The sequence below is a fragment of the Streptococcus sp. HMSC076C08 genome, assembly GCF_001810825.1.
Taxonomy (GTDB): domain Bacteria; phylum Bacillota; class Bacilli; order Lactobacillales; family Streptococcaceae; genus Streptococcus.
This window is the reverse complement of the sequence record NZ_KV802725.1, coordinates 1-13541: the sequence shown is the minus strand read 5'-3', so window position 1 is coordinate 13541 and position 13541 is coordinate 1. Positions and strand designations below refer to the sequence as shown.

General features: G+C 41.3%; 19 protein-coding genes, 1 tRNA gene and 1 other RNA gene. 1 reads left to right on the top strand and 20 read right to left on the bottom strand.

Going from position 1 to position 13541, the window contains the following annotated elements:
• Positions 1 to 289: 289 nt before the first annotated feature.
• The 9 genes from HMPREF2766_RS04310 to HMPREF2766_RS04280 all read right to left on the bottom strand — a co-directional run bounded on the left by HMPREF2766_RS04310 (position 290) and on the right by HMPREF2766_RS04280 (position 4798).
• Positions 290 to 502: a hypothetical protein gene (locus HMPREF2766_RS04310; RefSeq protein ID WP_042768877.1), complete on the bottom strand. Its 213-nt coding sequence runs from the start codon at positions 500 to 502 to the stop codon at positions 290 to 292.
• Positions 503 to 526: 24 nt separating this feature from the next.
• Entirely contained in the window at positions 527 to 682 is a 156-nt protein-coding gene (locus HMPREF2766_RS10170; protein ID WP_180364431.1) for a hypothetical protein, read from the bottom strand.
• A 136-nt stretch (positions 683 to 818) separates the two neighbouring features.
• On the bottom strand, positions 819 to 995 hold the full coding sequence (locus tag HMPREF2766_RS10165; RefSeq protein WP_180364430.1) for a hypothetical protein: 177 nt from the start codon (positions 993 to 995) through the stop codon (positions 819 to 821).
• Positions 996 to 1007: 12 nt separating this feature from the next.
• On the bottom strand, positions 1008 to 1157 hold the full coding sequence (locus tag HMPREF2766_RS04305) for a class IIb bacteriocin, lactobin A/cerein 7B family (protein ID WP_033629144.1): 150 nt from the start codon (positions 1155 to 1157) through the stop codon (positions 1008 to 1010).
• A 17-nt stretch (positions 1158 to 1174) separates the two neighbouring features.
• On the bottom strand, positions 1175 to 1318 hold the full coding sequence (locus HMPREF2766_RS04300; protein ID WP_000180838.1) for a class IIb bacteriocin, lactobin A/cerein 7B family: 144 nt from the start codon (positions 1316 to 1318) through the stop codon (positions 1175 to 1177).
• 311 nt (positions 1319 to 1629) lie between these two features.
• On the bottom strand, positions 1630 to 1866 hold the full coding sequence (locus HMPREF2766_RS04295) for an acyl carrier protein (RefSeq protein WP_000136435.1): 237 nt from the start codon (positions 1864 to 1866) through the stop codon (positions 1630 to 1632).
• A gap of 6 nt (positions 1867 to 1872) precedes the next feature.
• Positions 1873 to 2865 (bottom strand): phosphate acyltransferase PlsX, encoded by a 993-nt coding sequence (gene plsX, locus HMPREF2766_RS04290; RefSeq protein WP_070567930.1) that lies wholly within the window; start codon positions 2863 to 2865, stop codon positions 1873 to 1875.
• The gene (gene recO, locus HMPREF2766_RS04285) at positions 2862 to 3632 is read right to left on the bottom strand and encodes a DNA repair protein RecO (protein ID WP_049478102.1); all 771 of its coding nucleotides are present in this window, start codon (positions 3630 to 3632) and stop codon (positions 2862 to 2864) included. The genes plsX and recO overlap by 4 nt, the downstream gene beginning before the upstream one ends.
• Complete coding sequence (locus HMPREF2766_RS04280) at positions 3629 to 4798, bottom strand: pyridoxal phosphate-dependent aminotransferase (protein WP_070567928.1); 1170 nt, start codon at positions 4796 to 4798, stop codon at positions 3629 to 3631. The genes recO and HMPREF2766_RS04280 overlap by 4 nt, the downstream gene beginning before the upstream one ends.
• Positions 4799 to 4949: 151 nt before the next feature.
• Here HMPREF2766_RS04280 and HMPREF2766_RS04275 point away from each other — a divergent pair, with 151 nt between their 5' ends.
• Entirely contained in the window at positions 4950 to 5960 is a 1011-nt protein-coding gene (locus tag HMPREF2766_RS04275) for a YeiH family protein (protein ID WP_070567926.1), read from the top strand.
• 28 nt (positions 5961 to 5988) lie between these two features.
• Here the strand turns inward: HMPREF2766_RS04275 and HMPREF2766_RS04270 are convergent, their stop codons facing one another.
• The 11 genes from HMPREF2766_RS04270 to HMPREF2766_RS04220 form a co-directional block, all read right to left on the bottom strand.
• Positions 5989 to 6426, bottom strand: a complete 438-nt coding sequence (locus HMPREF2766_RS04270) for a CoA-binding protein (protein WP_000076495.1) — start codon at positions 6424 to 6426, stop codon at positions 5989 to 5991.
• Positions 6427 to 6545: 119 nt separating this feature from the next.
• Positions 6546 to 7514, bottom strand: a complete 969-nt coding sequence (locus HMPREF2766_RS04265; protein WP_000010174.1) for a ribose-phosphate diphosphokinase — start codon at positions 7512 to 7514, stop codon at positions 6546 to 6548.
• Between the two features lie 214 nt (positions 7515 to 7728).
• Positions 7729 to 8223, bottom strand: a complete 495-nt coding sequence (locus tag HMPREF2766_RS04260; protein ID WP_009013771.1) for a beta-class carbonic anhydrase — start codon at positions 8221 to 8223, stop codon at positions 7729 to 7731.
• 72 nt (positions 8224 to 8295) lie between these two features.
• Positions 8296 to 9657: a DNA repair protein RadA gene (radA, locus tag HMPREF2766_RS04255; protein WP_083303875.1), complete on the bottom strand. Its 1362-nt coding sequence runs from the start codon at positions 9655 to 9657 to the stop codon at positions 8296 to 8298.
• 13 nt (positions 9658 to 9670) lie between these two features.
• Positions 9671 to 10228 carry a histidine phosphatase family protein gene (locus tag HMPREF2766_RS04250; RefSeq protein ID WP_176553040.1) on the bottom strand — a complete coding sequence of 186 codons (558 nt, stop codon included), beginning with the start codon at positions 10226 to 10228 and terminating at the stop codon, positions 9671 to 9673.
• Positions 10188 to 10631, bottom strand: coding sequence for a dUTP diphosphatase (locus tag HMPREF2766_RS04245; RefSeq protein WP_000701981.1), 444 nt, complete (start codon positions 10629 to 10631; stop codon positions 10188 to 10190). Before HMPREF2766_RS04245 ends, HMPREF2766_RS04250 begins: the two co-directional genes overlap by 41 nt.
• A gap of 64 nt (positions 10632 to 10695) precedes the next feature.
• Positions 10696 to 10789: signal recognition particle sRNA small type (gene ffs, locus HMPREF2766_RS04240), an RNA gene on the bottom strand.
• A 32-nt stretch (positions 10790 to 10821) separates the two neighbouring features.
• Positions 10822 to 11289 carry a tRNA adenosine(34) deaminase TadA gene (gene tadA, locus HMPREF2766_RS04235; RefSeq protein ID WP_070567921.1) on the bottom strand — a complete coding sequence of 156 codons (468 nt, stop codon included), beginning with the start codon at positions 11287 to 11289 and terminating at the stop codon, positions 10822 to 10824.
• 200 nt (positions 11290 to 11489) lie between these two features.
• A complete protein-coding gene (locus HMPREF2766_RS04230; protein ID WP_049506397.1) occupies positions 11490 to 12776 on the bottom strand; it encodes an adenylosuccinate synthase in 1287 nt (428 codons plus the stop codon).
• A 241-nt stretch (positions 12777 to 13017) separates the two neighbouring features.
• Positions 13018 to 13254 carry a sigma(X)-activator ComW gene (gene comW, locus HMPREF2766_RS10205; protein ID WP_070567919.1) on the bottom strand — a complete coding sequence of 79 codons (237 nt, stop codon included), beginning with the start codon at positions 13252 to 13254 and terminating at the stop codon, positions 13018 to 13020.
• 208 nt (positions 13255 to 13462) lie between these two features.
• Positions 13463 to 13536 (bottom strand) — tRNA-Asn (locus HMPREF2766_RS04220).
• Positions 13537 to 13541: the final 5 nt, after the last annotated feature.

The following is a 13541-nucleotide window of genomic DNA, read 5'->3' as shown; positions in this document are numbered from 1 at the left end:
AAACTACGTAGGTAGATTTATTTTGTTTATATTAGCCACGATTCTAATCATTAGATAAGCCATTGAGCTAGACAATACAATAAACTCTGGCCAAGCTTTTTGTAGTAATTGAACGACTTTCATCTCAAACTCCAATCTGATGTTCCATCAATTCCCAATCTTACTATCTGTTGTTTTGTACTTGTATCCTCCATAAAACAAACTAAGCAGAATCGGACAAGTCTCTGGATAAAACAAGGCGGAAAAACTCCGCCATTTACATGCACAAAATCCTTTCCATTCAGATTCATCATTTATAGTTTTGATTATTTTTCTTCAAATCCTTACAAAAAATACCAAAATAGCCTGCAGCAATCAAACCTATTAAACTCCATTGCCAATCAAAAGATACTAGCGAACCCGTACGAATTAGATGAAGCGTAAGATTAAGACCTATGCCTAACAAAGGTAGTATAGTGGCTAGCTTAGGTAACAATGTATTGAGATTTAGGTTACGATTCATAGTTAATTTCCTTCTATATTTAGCTTAACGTTTACTTCCTAGATAACGCCCATACATATAAGAAGCTACTCCTAATACACCCCAAGCTATTGCTGTGGAAGTAGTGACAATGAAGCCTCCTTCAGTAAGAGCCAAATCTTCTTCTGTCATGATATCAAATTTTTCATCCATTTCTTTCATTTTTCTCTCTCCTTTTTAAATAATGCTGGCTAATCCAATAGCTACTCCAATCAAAAGCCCTACTATTCCTAAATTAGTTCTTATTTCATTAATAGTAACTAAAATAGCAGTTGCCATACACTAAAAATAGTTCTCTTTAAACCTTGTCTTTAGCTGAATCCAAGTAACTCATCATCAAAATAAGCATCGGAACAACTAATTCTGTTTGGAAATATTTTTCAACATTAAAGGTGATTACATTTAAATCTCCCAATATGCAAAGCACTCCAAAAATAATTAGAACTGCTCCCATTACATTTTTTAGATTTTTCATACAAGTCTACTTTTATCCAAATTTACGTTTTAAATCTTGACCAATTAATCGACCACCAAGGAAAATTGCTACTCCTCCAGCAATCGTGGCTATGGTAATTAAGCCACCTTCTGTATTCATCAATTCTTCTTCTGTCAATTCTGTCCATTTATTTAAATTCATTTTTTCTCTCCTTATTATTACATAAAATAGCCCCAAGCAATACCACCAATTAGTAAGACACCTCCTACAACTACAGCGGTAACCGACCCCCCATTCACATCCGTCAACTCTTCTTCCGTAAGAGCTACAAAGTTCTGTTCCATGTTGTCAAAGTTTGTCATTTGTTTTCTCCTTTATTTTTAGTTTACGGTTTCTAGGCTTTAAACCATTTTAAAAACCAGATTGGGTAAATTACTGAAATCATTTTCTTCTCTCCTTCCTTTTTCCTTACCTATTTATTCGAAAAACAATTAGAAAATGAACAATTCATTCATTTTTATTTTAAAAACCACTTAATGAACCACGGATAAAAACCGGTCACATACATAAACGTTCCTCCTTTTTCTTTCTCATCTCTTTATTCGCAATTTCTACTAAAAGTTTCCCTTTTTCTGCAAATAAAAAAACAACATGACTTGCATGTTGCTTTTTCCTATTTTTTATCTTTAATAATCGCTACTACATCCGCTACACTTTGAAGTTGGTCGATTTCCTCATCAGTGATTTCGATACCAAATTCATCTTCTAGTGTCAAGACAAACTCCATCAAATCCACTGAGTCCGCATCTAGATCGTCTTTCAAACTTAAGGCCTCTGTTACGGCAAAGTCTTCTCCCTGTCGCTCTTGGATAATGGTTACAATACGGTCAAAAATTTCTTTTTCTGTCATCTTTTTTTATTCTCCTGAAAATTCACGCGCAGTTTGAGCAACTACGTCTGTTTCTAGCATGGTACGAATCTGACGAATCGTACTGTACACAGCCTTGGCATCACTTGAGCCATGAGTTTTTACAACTGGCGCCTTAACACCAAACAAAACTGCCCCTCCAACATCTGAATAATTGAGCTGTGTCTTCAACCCCCTAAGACTATCCTTAAGAAGTAGAGCACCTAGCTTCGCTCGAAGGCCACCACCCGTAATAGCATTTTTAAGTAAGCCCATGATTCCCAAAGCTGTACCTTCAATGGATTTGAGAACAGCGTTTCCCGTGAAACCATCTGTTACGACAACATCCGCAACGCCATTCATCAGATCACGCGCTTCCACGTTTCCGACAAAGTTCAAACTTTGATCAGCTACTAGCAAGTCGTATGTTTCCTTACGAAGCGGATCTCCCTTGCTGCTTTCTGTTCCATTGTTGAGCAAACCAACACGTGGTTTCGAAATCCCACGAACATTTTTCGCATAGAAGGAACCCAAAACAGCGTATTGGTGCAGATGATGGGCTGTATTTTCCGCATTGGCTCCAAGGTCTAGCATATCAAACCCTTTTCCATCAATGGTCGGCAAGGTAGACATGAGTCCTGGACGATCGATATTTTTGATACGACCCACAATGAAGAATCCTGCAGCCAACAAGGCACCTGTGTTACCAGCAGAGAGGACAGCGTCTGCTTCTCCCTCTTTAACAGCCTTAGCTGCCAATACCATGCTGGCATTTTTCTTCTTACGGATAGCTTTTGTCGGCTCATCGTCTGAGTTGATTTTCTCATCCGTATGAATAACGCTGACACGCTCTGTCGCCGTTAGATATTGCTTGATCTTGCTTTCATCTCCGTAGAGTTGAATCTCAATATCTGAAAAGTCAGCAAGGGCTTGGTTGACACCCTCAACGATGGCTTGAGGTGCGTAATCGCCCCCCATAGCATCTACTGCAATTTTTTTCATTTGTCTTCCTCTTTTAGTAATTGTCCCCAGTCTGCTAGGGAATCAATAAATTTCTTTGATTTTAGGTGAATCCCAACATACTCTTCGTAGAGTTGATCCATAAATTGGCGTAGCTCTTGCTTGATTTCGGCCTTAAGCGAAATGGTCTCCAAGGTTTCAAAATCAATGGCTTGAAATTGATTGAGCAGATAAGGGATATTGGGATTTAGATGACAACGTCTCTCATCTTCATGATAATGCTCTGGGCAGAGGCAGGCTCCATATTTGAAAGAAAAGTCAAAGGCCTGACCGACCCGATGGCAAAAGACACACTCATTAAAATTAAGGCTGATTCCAAATCGAGTCAAGATTTGAATTTCAAAAATATTGGTTAAAACCTGATAATCTATCCCTGCTTCCATCAACTCCAGAGTCTTCCTCAAGAAAGCAAACAAGGGAGCATCCTGCTGATTATCCTGCAAACTAGCATCTGCAAGAGCAGCCACATAGGTAGCATAGGCCATAACAAAGAGATCACTATTAATCTTTGGAAAGGTCATCACCTCATGGTAGTCCTCGATGTAGCTAAGCCCATCATCATTGATGCGCAAGAGAAATCGTGCCAACACCAAGGGCTGAATAACCGGAGCTAGTTTGGACTGGCCAGCGTGTTTAACGAAGAACATGCGCTTGCCCGCCTGCTCGGTAAAAATTTTGACTAGCTTGTCATCCTCACGAAAGTTTCGATTGTAGAGCACCAAGCCTTGACTCGTGATAGACTGAATCATGCTTCTCTCATGTACTCCTCAAGTCGTTTCATGGCCTCTCTGATCGTTTCCATGCTGGCTGCATAAGACAGACGCACATAGCCTTCTCCGTAACGTCCAAAGGCTGCACCAGGGATAAAGGCAACGGCCTTCTTATAGGCAAAATCCTTCAGAAAAGCAAAGGAATCTTGATTGTAGCCCGCTGGAATCTTAGCAAAGATATAGAAGGCACCGTCCGGTTTGATAATATCAAAACCAAGAGCAGTCATCTTTTCGATGATATAATCTCGACGCTGGATGTATTCCTTTTTCATAGGTTCCGCATCGTTTTTACCAGCGGTCAAGGCTTCTACTGCAGCATGTTGGGCCATGGTATTTGCAGCAGTAACCAAATATTGGTGACTCTTGATTAACTGAGCTGTGAAAGCTGCAGGAGCAAAGATAAAGCCTAAACGCCAACCAGTCATGGCATGGGACTTAGATAAGCCATTGATGATAATAGCTTGATCTCTCAGCATAGTTCCCAGAGATACATGGGCTTCGCCTGTATAGGTTAATTCTGAGTAAACCTCATCACAGACAACAAAAATCTCATACTTGCCTAAAACGTCTGCCAAGGCTTCCAACTGCTCCCGACTATAGGTAATTCCTGTCGGATTAGCTGGATAATTAAGAATAACTGCTTTGAGCTTATCCCCTTGTTCCAAAATGGCCTTTTCCAACATCTCAGGAGTCAAGACAAAACCATTTTCAGTTGTATCAATCTCGACAATCTCTGCCCCAACTAGATTGACAATCGGCTCATATCCTGGATAGGCAGGAGCTGGCAAGAGCACCTTGTCCCCCTCTTCCAAAATAGCCGTCAAAGTAGCAGATAAAGCCTCTGTCGCCCCAATTGTAACCAAAATTTCATTTTCAGGATTATAATCTAGCTGGTATTTTTCTTTTACAAAGTCGCTAGCAGACTGGCGCAAGGTCAGTAAACCGCTCATCCCTGTATAGTAGGACTGGTTCTGGTCAATGGCTCGCTTGGCTGCCTCCTTGACATGATCTGGCGTTGTAAAATCAGGTTCCCCCAAGGTCAAACGCAAGACCCCAGGAATCTCCGAAATAGCCTGGTCAAACTGGCGAATCAAGGAAACTTGAATCTTGTCTAACTGTTTATTAAAGCTCTTGGTTAAGTCCATAGATATCCCCCTTGCTTACAGAACATAGTACTATTATACTACAAAAGCTCCCTGACCGCAAAATCCATCTGAAACCTGCATTTTTCACTTTCTGTTTTACTTTTCTTCTCGACAGGAGTATAATAATAAATGCTTATTTTCGGAGGTTTATATGTCATTTTTATCAAAAAATGGAGCAGGCATCTTTGCCTGCCTTCTCATTTCTATCGTATCATGGTTCCTGGGAGGATTTTTCCCCGTCGTGGGTGCACCTGTCTTTGCAATTTTTGCTGGAATGCTCCTCCACCCCTGGTTCTCACCCTACAAACAACTAGACGCAGGTTTGACCTTTAGTTCCAAGAAATTGCTCCAGTATGCCGTTATCTTACTCGGTTTTGGTCTCAATATCTCGCAAGTCTTCGCAGTTGGACAATCTTCACTCCCCGTCATCCTTTCCACCATTTCGATTTCCTTAATCGTTGCCTACCTCTTCCAGCGTTTCTTTGCGCTAGACACAAAACTGGCTACCTTGATTGGAGTGGGTTCTTCTATCTGTGGTGGTTCTGCCATTGCTGCGACAGCACCCGTTATCCATGCCAAGGAAAAAGAAGTTGCCCAAGCCATCTCCGTTATCTTTTTCTTCAATGTCTTAGCAGCACTTATCTTTCCAACGCTAGGAACATGGCTTCACCTATCCAATGAAGGTTTTGCCCTCTTTGCAGGAACTGCAGTCAACGATACTTCTTCTGTAACGGCTACCGCCAGCTCCTGGGACAGTCTTTATCAGACCAATACCCTTGAATCTGCAACCATTGTCAAACTCACACGAACTCTGGCTATTATTCCCATCACTCTCTTCCTCTCCTACTGGCAAAGTCGCCAGCAAGAAAATAAACAAGGCGTACAACTGAAAAAAGTTTTCCCACTTTTTATCCTTTATTTTATCCTGGCCTCTCTCTTAACGACTCTCCTTACCTCTCTCGGTGTGTCTAGTAGCTTCTTTACCCCCCTCAAACAACTCTCCAAATTCCTCATTATTATGGCCATGAGTGCTATCGGTCTCAAAACCAATCTAGTAGCTATGGTCAAATCCAGCGGTAAATCCATTCTTCTTGGAGCCCTTTGCTGGATTGCCATCATCCTCACCAGTCTTGGCATGCAAGCATTGATTGGTATTTTCTAACACAAAAGGTAGCCTACTGGCTACCTTTTTATTGCTCAAGAATTAAGCGTGTGTGTTCTCTCTTGATACAGCGATTCATCACGATGTCATCGCATCCTCCAGCACGCAAGATTTCTTCCGCTTCTAGACTTTCAAGTCCCAGTTGTGCCCAAAAAATCTTAGCATCAGCCTTGAGAAAATCACGCGCCACATCTGGTAAAAACTCGCTCCGTCGGTATACATTGACAATGTCCACAGGAAAAGGAATCTCAGCTAGACTGGCATAAGCCTTCTCTCCCAAAATTTCCCCACCTGCAGCCTTGGGATTAACTGGAATGATTTTATAGCCTCGAGCCTGCATTTCCTTGGTCACTCGATTGCTAGTTGTTTCTTCACGATCGGACAAGCCCACTACCGCTAACGTTTTACTGGTCTCCAGATACTGACGGATCACACCATCACTTGGATTGATAAATTCTTGACTCATAGAAATCCTCCTTTTTTCTCAGTATAGCATATTTTGAAAAGGCTTGCAGATTTTGACTATAAAAATCTCCTAGCAAGAAAAGAAGCCTGCTAGGAGTTCTGTCTACTTCAAGTGAAAGATTAAATCTTTTTCTCAATACAAAATAGGGGAGAAAGAGGACGTTTTTCGTGGATACGAATAATAGCATCGCCCAGAAGATGAGCAATCGAAATTTGTTCAATCTTATCAATCAAACGCTCTTCTGGTAGATAGATAGTATCCAAAACAACCAATTTCTTAATAGCTGATTTTTGGATATTGTCCATAGCTGGCCCTGAAAGAACTGGGTGCGTACAGCTTGCGTAAACTTCAACAGCACCTGCTTCAGCAAGAGCATCCGCCGCATGACAAATAGTTCCAGCTGTATCGATCATATCGTCAATCAAGATACAAGTCTTACCTTCTACCTTACCAATGATGTTCATCACTTCACTGGTATTCATCTTGTCTACACTACGGCGTTTGTCAATAATCGCAATCGGAGTTTTCAAAAACTCTGCCAATTTACGAGCACGAGTCACCCCACCATGGTCTGGGCTGACAACCACGTAGTCAGAGCCAACCATGCCACGACGTTCAAAATAGTCCGCAATCAATGGAGCACCCATCAAGTGATCTACGGGAATATCAAAGAATCCCTGAATCTGTGCAGCGTGCAAATCAATCGTCAACAAACGATCTACCCCAGCCACTTCTAGCATGTTTGCAACGAGTTTTGCAGTGATTGGCTCACGCGCGCGCGCTTTTCTATCCTGACGTGCATAGCCATAGTAGGGCATAACAACATTGACAGATTCTGCACTAGCACGCTTCAATGCGTCCACCATAATCAAAATTTCAAGTAAATTATCATTTACAGGTGAACTAGTTGATTGTAGGATAAAGACGTGTTTTCCACGGATTGATTCTTCAATGTTGACCTGAATCTCTCCATCTGAAAATTGGCGAACAGTCGATTTCCCCAACTCTATCCCAATCTCTTGCGCCACACGCTCTGCCAATTCTCTATTTGAAGAAAGGGCAAACAGCTTTAAATCAGAAAAAGACATGATTTCCTCCGGTATTTATGTATCACTTGTTTTTCACACAACATTTTCCATTTACCATTGTAGCGCTTTTTCCTTTATTTTTCAATCAAAAATAAAACAAGGGCAAACATTTATACCCTTGTTTTTTACTATTTTATATTAGCTATATTAAAACTAAAAATCCTACATTTTAACAATCGATTTTATGCTAGGATGAGATTTTTTCGAGATAAAGTTAGTATACTTCTCTCATACTTCCTGTATCCACATCATAGACAGCACCTGAAATAACCACATCATCAGGAATCAGTGGAGATTCTCGAAGCAATTGCATATCCTCTCTCACGCTCTCTTCCACATCCTGAAATGGTAAAAAGTCTTGACCAGACACATCAACTCCGAGCTCGTGTTTCAAATGTTCATGAAAACTTTCATTTTGAAAGGTTTGAGCTCCACAGTCTGTATGGTGAAGCACCACGATTTCTCTTGTCCCCATTTGTTGCTGGGAAATCACCAGTGAACGAATCATGTCCTCAGTTACTCGACCACCCGCATTCCGCAAGATATGAGCATCCCCAAGGGCCAAACCTAGAGCTTGCGCAACGTGTAGACGTGAGTCCATACAGGTCACGATAGCTACTCTGGTTTTGGGTTTAAGTGGCAGATTTAACTGCCCATGTAGGGCAACATAAGCCTGATTGGCTTGCATAAACTGTTCAAAATACGACACGATTCCCTCCTCAAAAATTTGATAATCAAATATTTCTCCTATCTTATCATTTTTAAGAGGATTTGTCACGGATTATGCAAAGACCTTTTTCAAAACTTCTTGAATCGTTGTCACACCAATGACTTCAATTTCCTTGGGTGGAGTGATTCCTGTCAAGGAATTCTTGGGTACATAAATCTTGGTAAAGCCTAATTTTGCCGCTTCATTGATGCGTTGTTCGATACGATTCACGCGCCGAATCTCTCCAGTCAAGCCCAATTCTCCCACAAAACATTCCTGAGGATTGGTTGGCTTGTCCTTGTAACTAGAGGCAATAGCCACTGCAACGGCTAAGTCAATGGCAGGCTCATCCAATTTCACGCCACCAGCAGATTTGAGATAGGCATCCTGATTTTGCAAGAGAAGCCCTGCTCGTTTTTCCAAAACAGCCATAATCAGACTTGCACGATTGAAATCAAGTCCTGTCGTCGTGCGTTTAGCATTTCCAAACATGGTTGGTGTTACCAAAGCCTGAACCTCCGCCAAAATCGGACGGGTCCCTTCCATGGTCACAACGATTGACGAGCCAGTAGCCCCATCCAAACGCTCCTCTAGGAAAACTTGACTCGGATTGAGCACCTCAACCAATCCGCCCGACTGCATCTCAAAGATGCCAATCTCATTAGTGGAACCAAAACGGTTTTTGACTGCTCTCAAGATACGAAAGGTATGGTGACGTTCCCCTTCAAAGTAAAGCACTGTATCTACCATATGCTCCAGCATACGCGGACCAGCCAAGGTCCCTTCCTTGGTCACATGCCCTACGATAAAGATGGCAATGTTATTGGTCTTAGCCAGCTGCATAAGCTCAGCGGTCACCTCACGCACCTGAGACACAGACCCTTGCACCCCTGAAATCTCAGGAGACATAATCGTCTGGATAGAGTCAACAATGAGGAAGTCTGGCTGAATTCTTTCTACTTCTGCGCGAACACTCTGCATATTGGTCTCTGCATAGAGATAAAACTCACTATCAATATCTCCCAAGCGCTCTGCCCGTAACTTAATCTGCTGGGCAGACTCCTCCCCACTGACATAGAGAACCGTACCCACTTGAGACAGCTGCGTTGAAACTTGTAGGAGAAGGGTTGATTTCCCGATTCCTGGATCTCCACCGATAAGAACGAGACTCCCCGGTACCACACCTCCACCAAGCACACGGTTGAATTCCTCCATCTCTGTCTTGGTTCGATTGACATTGATGGAAGTCACCTCAGCCAGTTTCATAGGCTTGGTTTTTTCACCTGTCAAGGACACTCGTGCATTCTTGACCTCGGCAACCTCAACCTCTTCTACAAAAGAAGACCAAGACCCACAGTTAGGACAACGCCCTAGATACTTAGGTGAATTATATTCACAATTTTGACACACAAATGTCGCTTTTTTCTTTGCGATGATAAACCTCTTTCTAAATCTCTATCTCACACTCAATCACTTGGCAAAAATCAATCTTCTCATTTGGCACAAACTGACGCATGAGCATTCGATGAGCTACCACTAGAACTGTCTGGTAGTCTCGGTACTTTATCATAGTTTCCAAAAAACGCGCCTTCATCTCTTCAGCTGTCTCATACTGAATAGGACTATTAGGAAGCAACTCCCCCTTGTTTTCTAAAAACAGAGTACGTGCTTTTTCAAAATTCTCTATGCCACTTTCGTAAACCTGCCATTCGTGTAACAAAGGCTCCACCCTCAAAGGAAGGCAAGTAGCACGAACCACATAAGATGCAGTTTCTAAAGCTCTTGTCACTGCTGAAGTTACTAGCAAATCAGCTGATTGTAGCAAGGGATTTTGGCAAAGTTCCTGAACTTGTTGCCGTCCTTTCTCAGATAAAGGTGCTAAATCCATCCCAAAACCTGTATAAGAACGTTCCTCTAACTCACGGTAATCTGGCTCCCCATGACGTACAAAGACAATCTTCATCTTAATGCCCTGTCGATCCAAATCCACCAGTTCGCACGCCATCTGCCTCATCCCCATCTGCAATCAAAAATGGTGCAAAGACAGCCTGAACCACACGTTCCCCAACTTCAAGAACAACCTCTTGGTCTGTGATATTCTTCATCTGCGCAAAAATATGCCCTTCATTCCCAGGATTTCCATAATAATCCCCATCAATGACCCCAACCGAGTTAATCAAGACTAAGCCCTTCTTACGAGGATTTGATGAACGGTCATAAAGATAGAGCACTTCTGTCGGCTGCATGTAGGCCTTAACACCTGTCGGAACCAAGACAATCTCTCCTGGCGCAATCACCGTACGTTCTGCAACCTTTAAATCATAACCAGCTGCATGGGCTGTCTCACGCTTAGGTAACAAATTTTCATCTGTAAAACTCGAAACCAATTCAAAACCACGAATTTTCATATCTTTCTCTTTTCTATTCTATAATCATTTATTCTAGGCTATTTTATCTTATTTATTCGAAAAAAGCACGAAAAAAGAGCACACAATTCACATCGCTTAGGGCTGCTGGATTCCTCCCCTGACCCGCTTCACGCAGAACTGTTGCTCCACTATTTATTATACCACATTCCCCTCGGTTTTTAAAGAGAAATTATTTTTTCCGTCGATTTCGGAAAAAGTCCTGCATAATCGCTACACACTCACTCTCCAAAACTCCCGTTTCAACCTCTACACGATGATTGAGACGCTCATCTGTCAAAATAGCGTACAAACTTCCAGCTGCACCAAATTTCTGATTTTTAGCCCCATAGACCACCTTTGGTATACGAGCTAGCCCAATCGCCCCGCTACACATGACACAAGGCTCAATGGTCACAAAAAGCGTACAATCAAGCAGGCGCCAACTTTCTTCACTCACGTTCGCATTCTCTATAGCCATGATTTCTGCATGCATGACCGCCCGTTGCAACTCCTCGCGCGCATTATGCCCCCTACCAATGATTTCTCCATCCTTGACAATCACACAACCAATTGGAATTTCATCGTGTTCTAAGGCAATCTCAGCCTCTCTCAAAGCCTCTCTCATAAAGGCTTCTTTTTCTTCAACTGTATAATTCATCGTTCTTCTCTTTTCCTACTTGTCGATTTTATTATTATATCATGATTCTCAACACAAAAAAAGCCACCGAATGCGGTGACTTAATAGGGAGATTATTATGAAAAAGAAAAGTTTAGGATATTTGTTACAACAAGTTAGGAGGTCTTCTTGTAACTGTCTATAGTATACCCAACCTGTCTTAAACTAATCTTAAAAATCTCCTATGACCAAACACTTTCTAAAATATTAGTTTGTTCACGACCAGGTCCTACTGAGAAAGTTGAGATACGAACACCAACCAACTCACTTACACGACGAACATAGTTACGTGCATTCTCAGGAAGGTCTTCCAAATTACGAACTCCAGTGATGTCTTCTGACCAACCTGGCAATTCCTCGTAGATTGGCTTGCAGCGTTTCAACTGCTCAAGACTAGCAGGATAGTAATCAATACGTTGACCATCAAGATCATAGGCCACACAGATTTTCACAGTATCCAAACCACTCAAAACATCTATAGAGTTCAATGAAAGATTGGTAATCCCAGATACACGGCGGCTGTGGCGCATCACAACTGAGTCAAACCAACCCACACGACGTGGACGGCCAGTTGTTGTACCGTATTCATGACCTACTTCACGGATGCGATCTCCCACTTCATCAAATAATTCAGTTGGGAAAGGTCCGTCTCCTACACGACTTGTGTAGGCTTTACAGACACCTACAACCTTGTCAATCTTACTTGGACCAACACCAGACCCAATTGTCACACCACCAGCGACAGGGTTTGAAGAAGTAACAAATGGATACGTACCTTGGTCGATATCTAGCATAACACCTTGCGCACCTTCAAACAGCACACGTTTGCCATTATCAAGCGCATCATTCAAGATAACAGATGTATCTGTCACGTATTGCTTGATTTGTTGACCATACTCATAGTATTCTTCAAAAATATCGTCAACTGAAATAGGGGTGCTATCATATAATTTTTCAAACAAACGATTCTTTTCCGCAAGATTACGTTCCAAACGTTCACGGAAAATATCCTTATCCAAAAGATCCGCAATACGAATTCCAACACGAGCAGCCTTGTCCATATATGCTGGACCGATTCCCTTGATTGTAGTACCAATCTTATTGTCACCCTTAGCTTCTTCCTGCAAGCGATCCAACTCAATGTGATAAGGCAAAATAACATGCGCCCGATCAGAAATACGCAAGTTATCAGTTGTCACACCTTCCTCATGAAGATAACTCAACTCTTTCACAAGAGATTTTGGGTTCACGACCATCCCATTCCCAATGACAGAGATCTTTTCAGGGAAGAAAATACCTGACGGAATCAAGTGCAACTTAAATTTCTTACCATCAATCACAATCGTGTGACCAGCATTGTCACCACCTTGATAACGAGCAATCACTTCTGCATTAGCTGAAAGAAAATCTGTAATTTTCCCTTTACCTTCATCACCCCACTGGGTACCTACAACAACAACTGAAGTCATAATAAAATTCGTCTGAGCTACTAGCAGCTCGTCCTTTCTCATATACATGGCAGGAATTTCACCCGCAATTATATCTTACAATTTATTATAAGAAAAAAACACTATTTTATCAAGAAGAAACAGCAGAAAAGATTTGGAAATTCTTTCATTTCTAAATACAGAAGTCTCTGATTATAAGCTAATTCTATATTTTTTAAAATATATCTATAACTATCGTTCGTAATTATGATATAAATACTTCCTATTGGATGAAAGTTGTACCATCTTGCAGTAATTTATCTAGATATAGACGATAAGCTGTTCTAAAGTGATATAGAGAAAAGTCCCTATCACTTTTAATTTTAAATCGGATTAAGTAATATAGTAAAAAACGGAGATGAAGTGATTCCCACTCTGAACAACTCTGGCCTAAAGAGGCATATTCTTGTTCAACTAGTTTCAAAAAGACAAATGCTCGATCATAAAATTTCTGAAGCATATAAAAATTCCCTTTCTTATTAGTAACACTAGTCTAACAAAAAAAGGAACTAAAAAAGCTTCAAATCCTATAAAAGTAGAATTTGAAGCCAAACGAACTAAAAATAAAATAAAGAGGTAATTACAGATTTTAAAATTAAAATTTGAAATTTCAACAGTCCACTATATTTATAAATAAAAAAACGCTCAGTTGAACGTTTCGATTTATACTCCGCCAGTAGGACTCGAACCTACGACATCATGATTAACAGTCATGCGCTACTACCAACTGAGCTATGGCGGATAAAA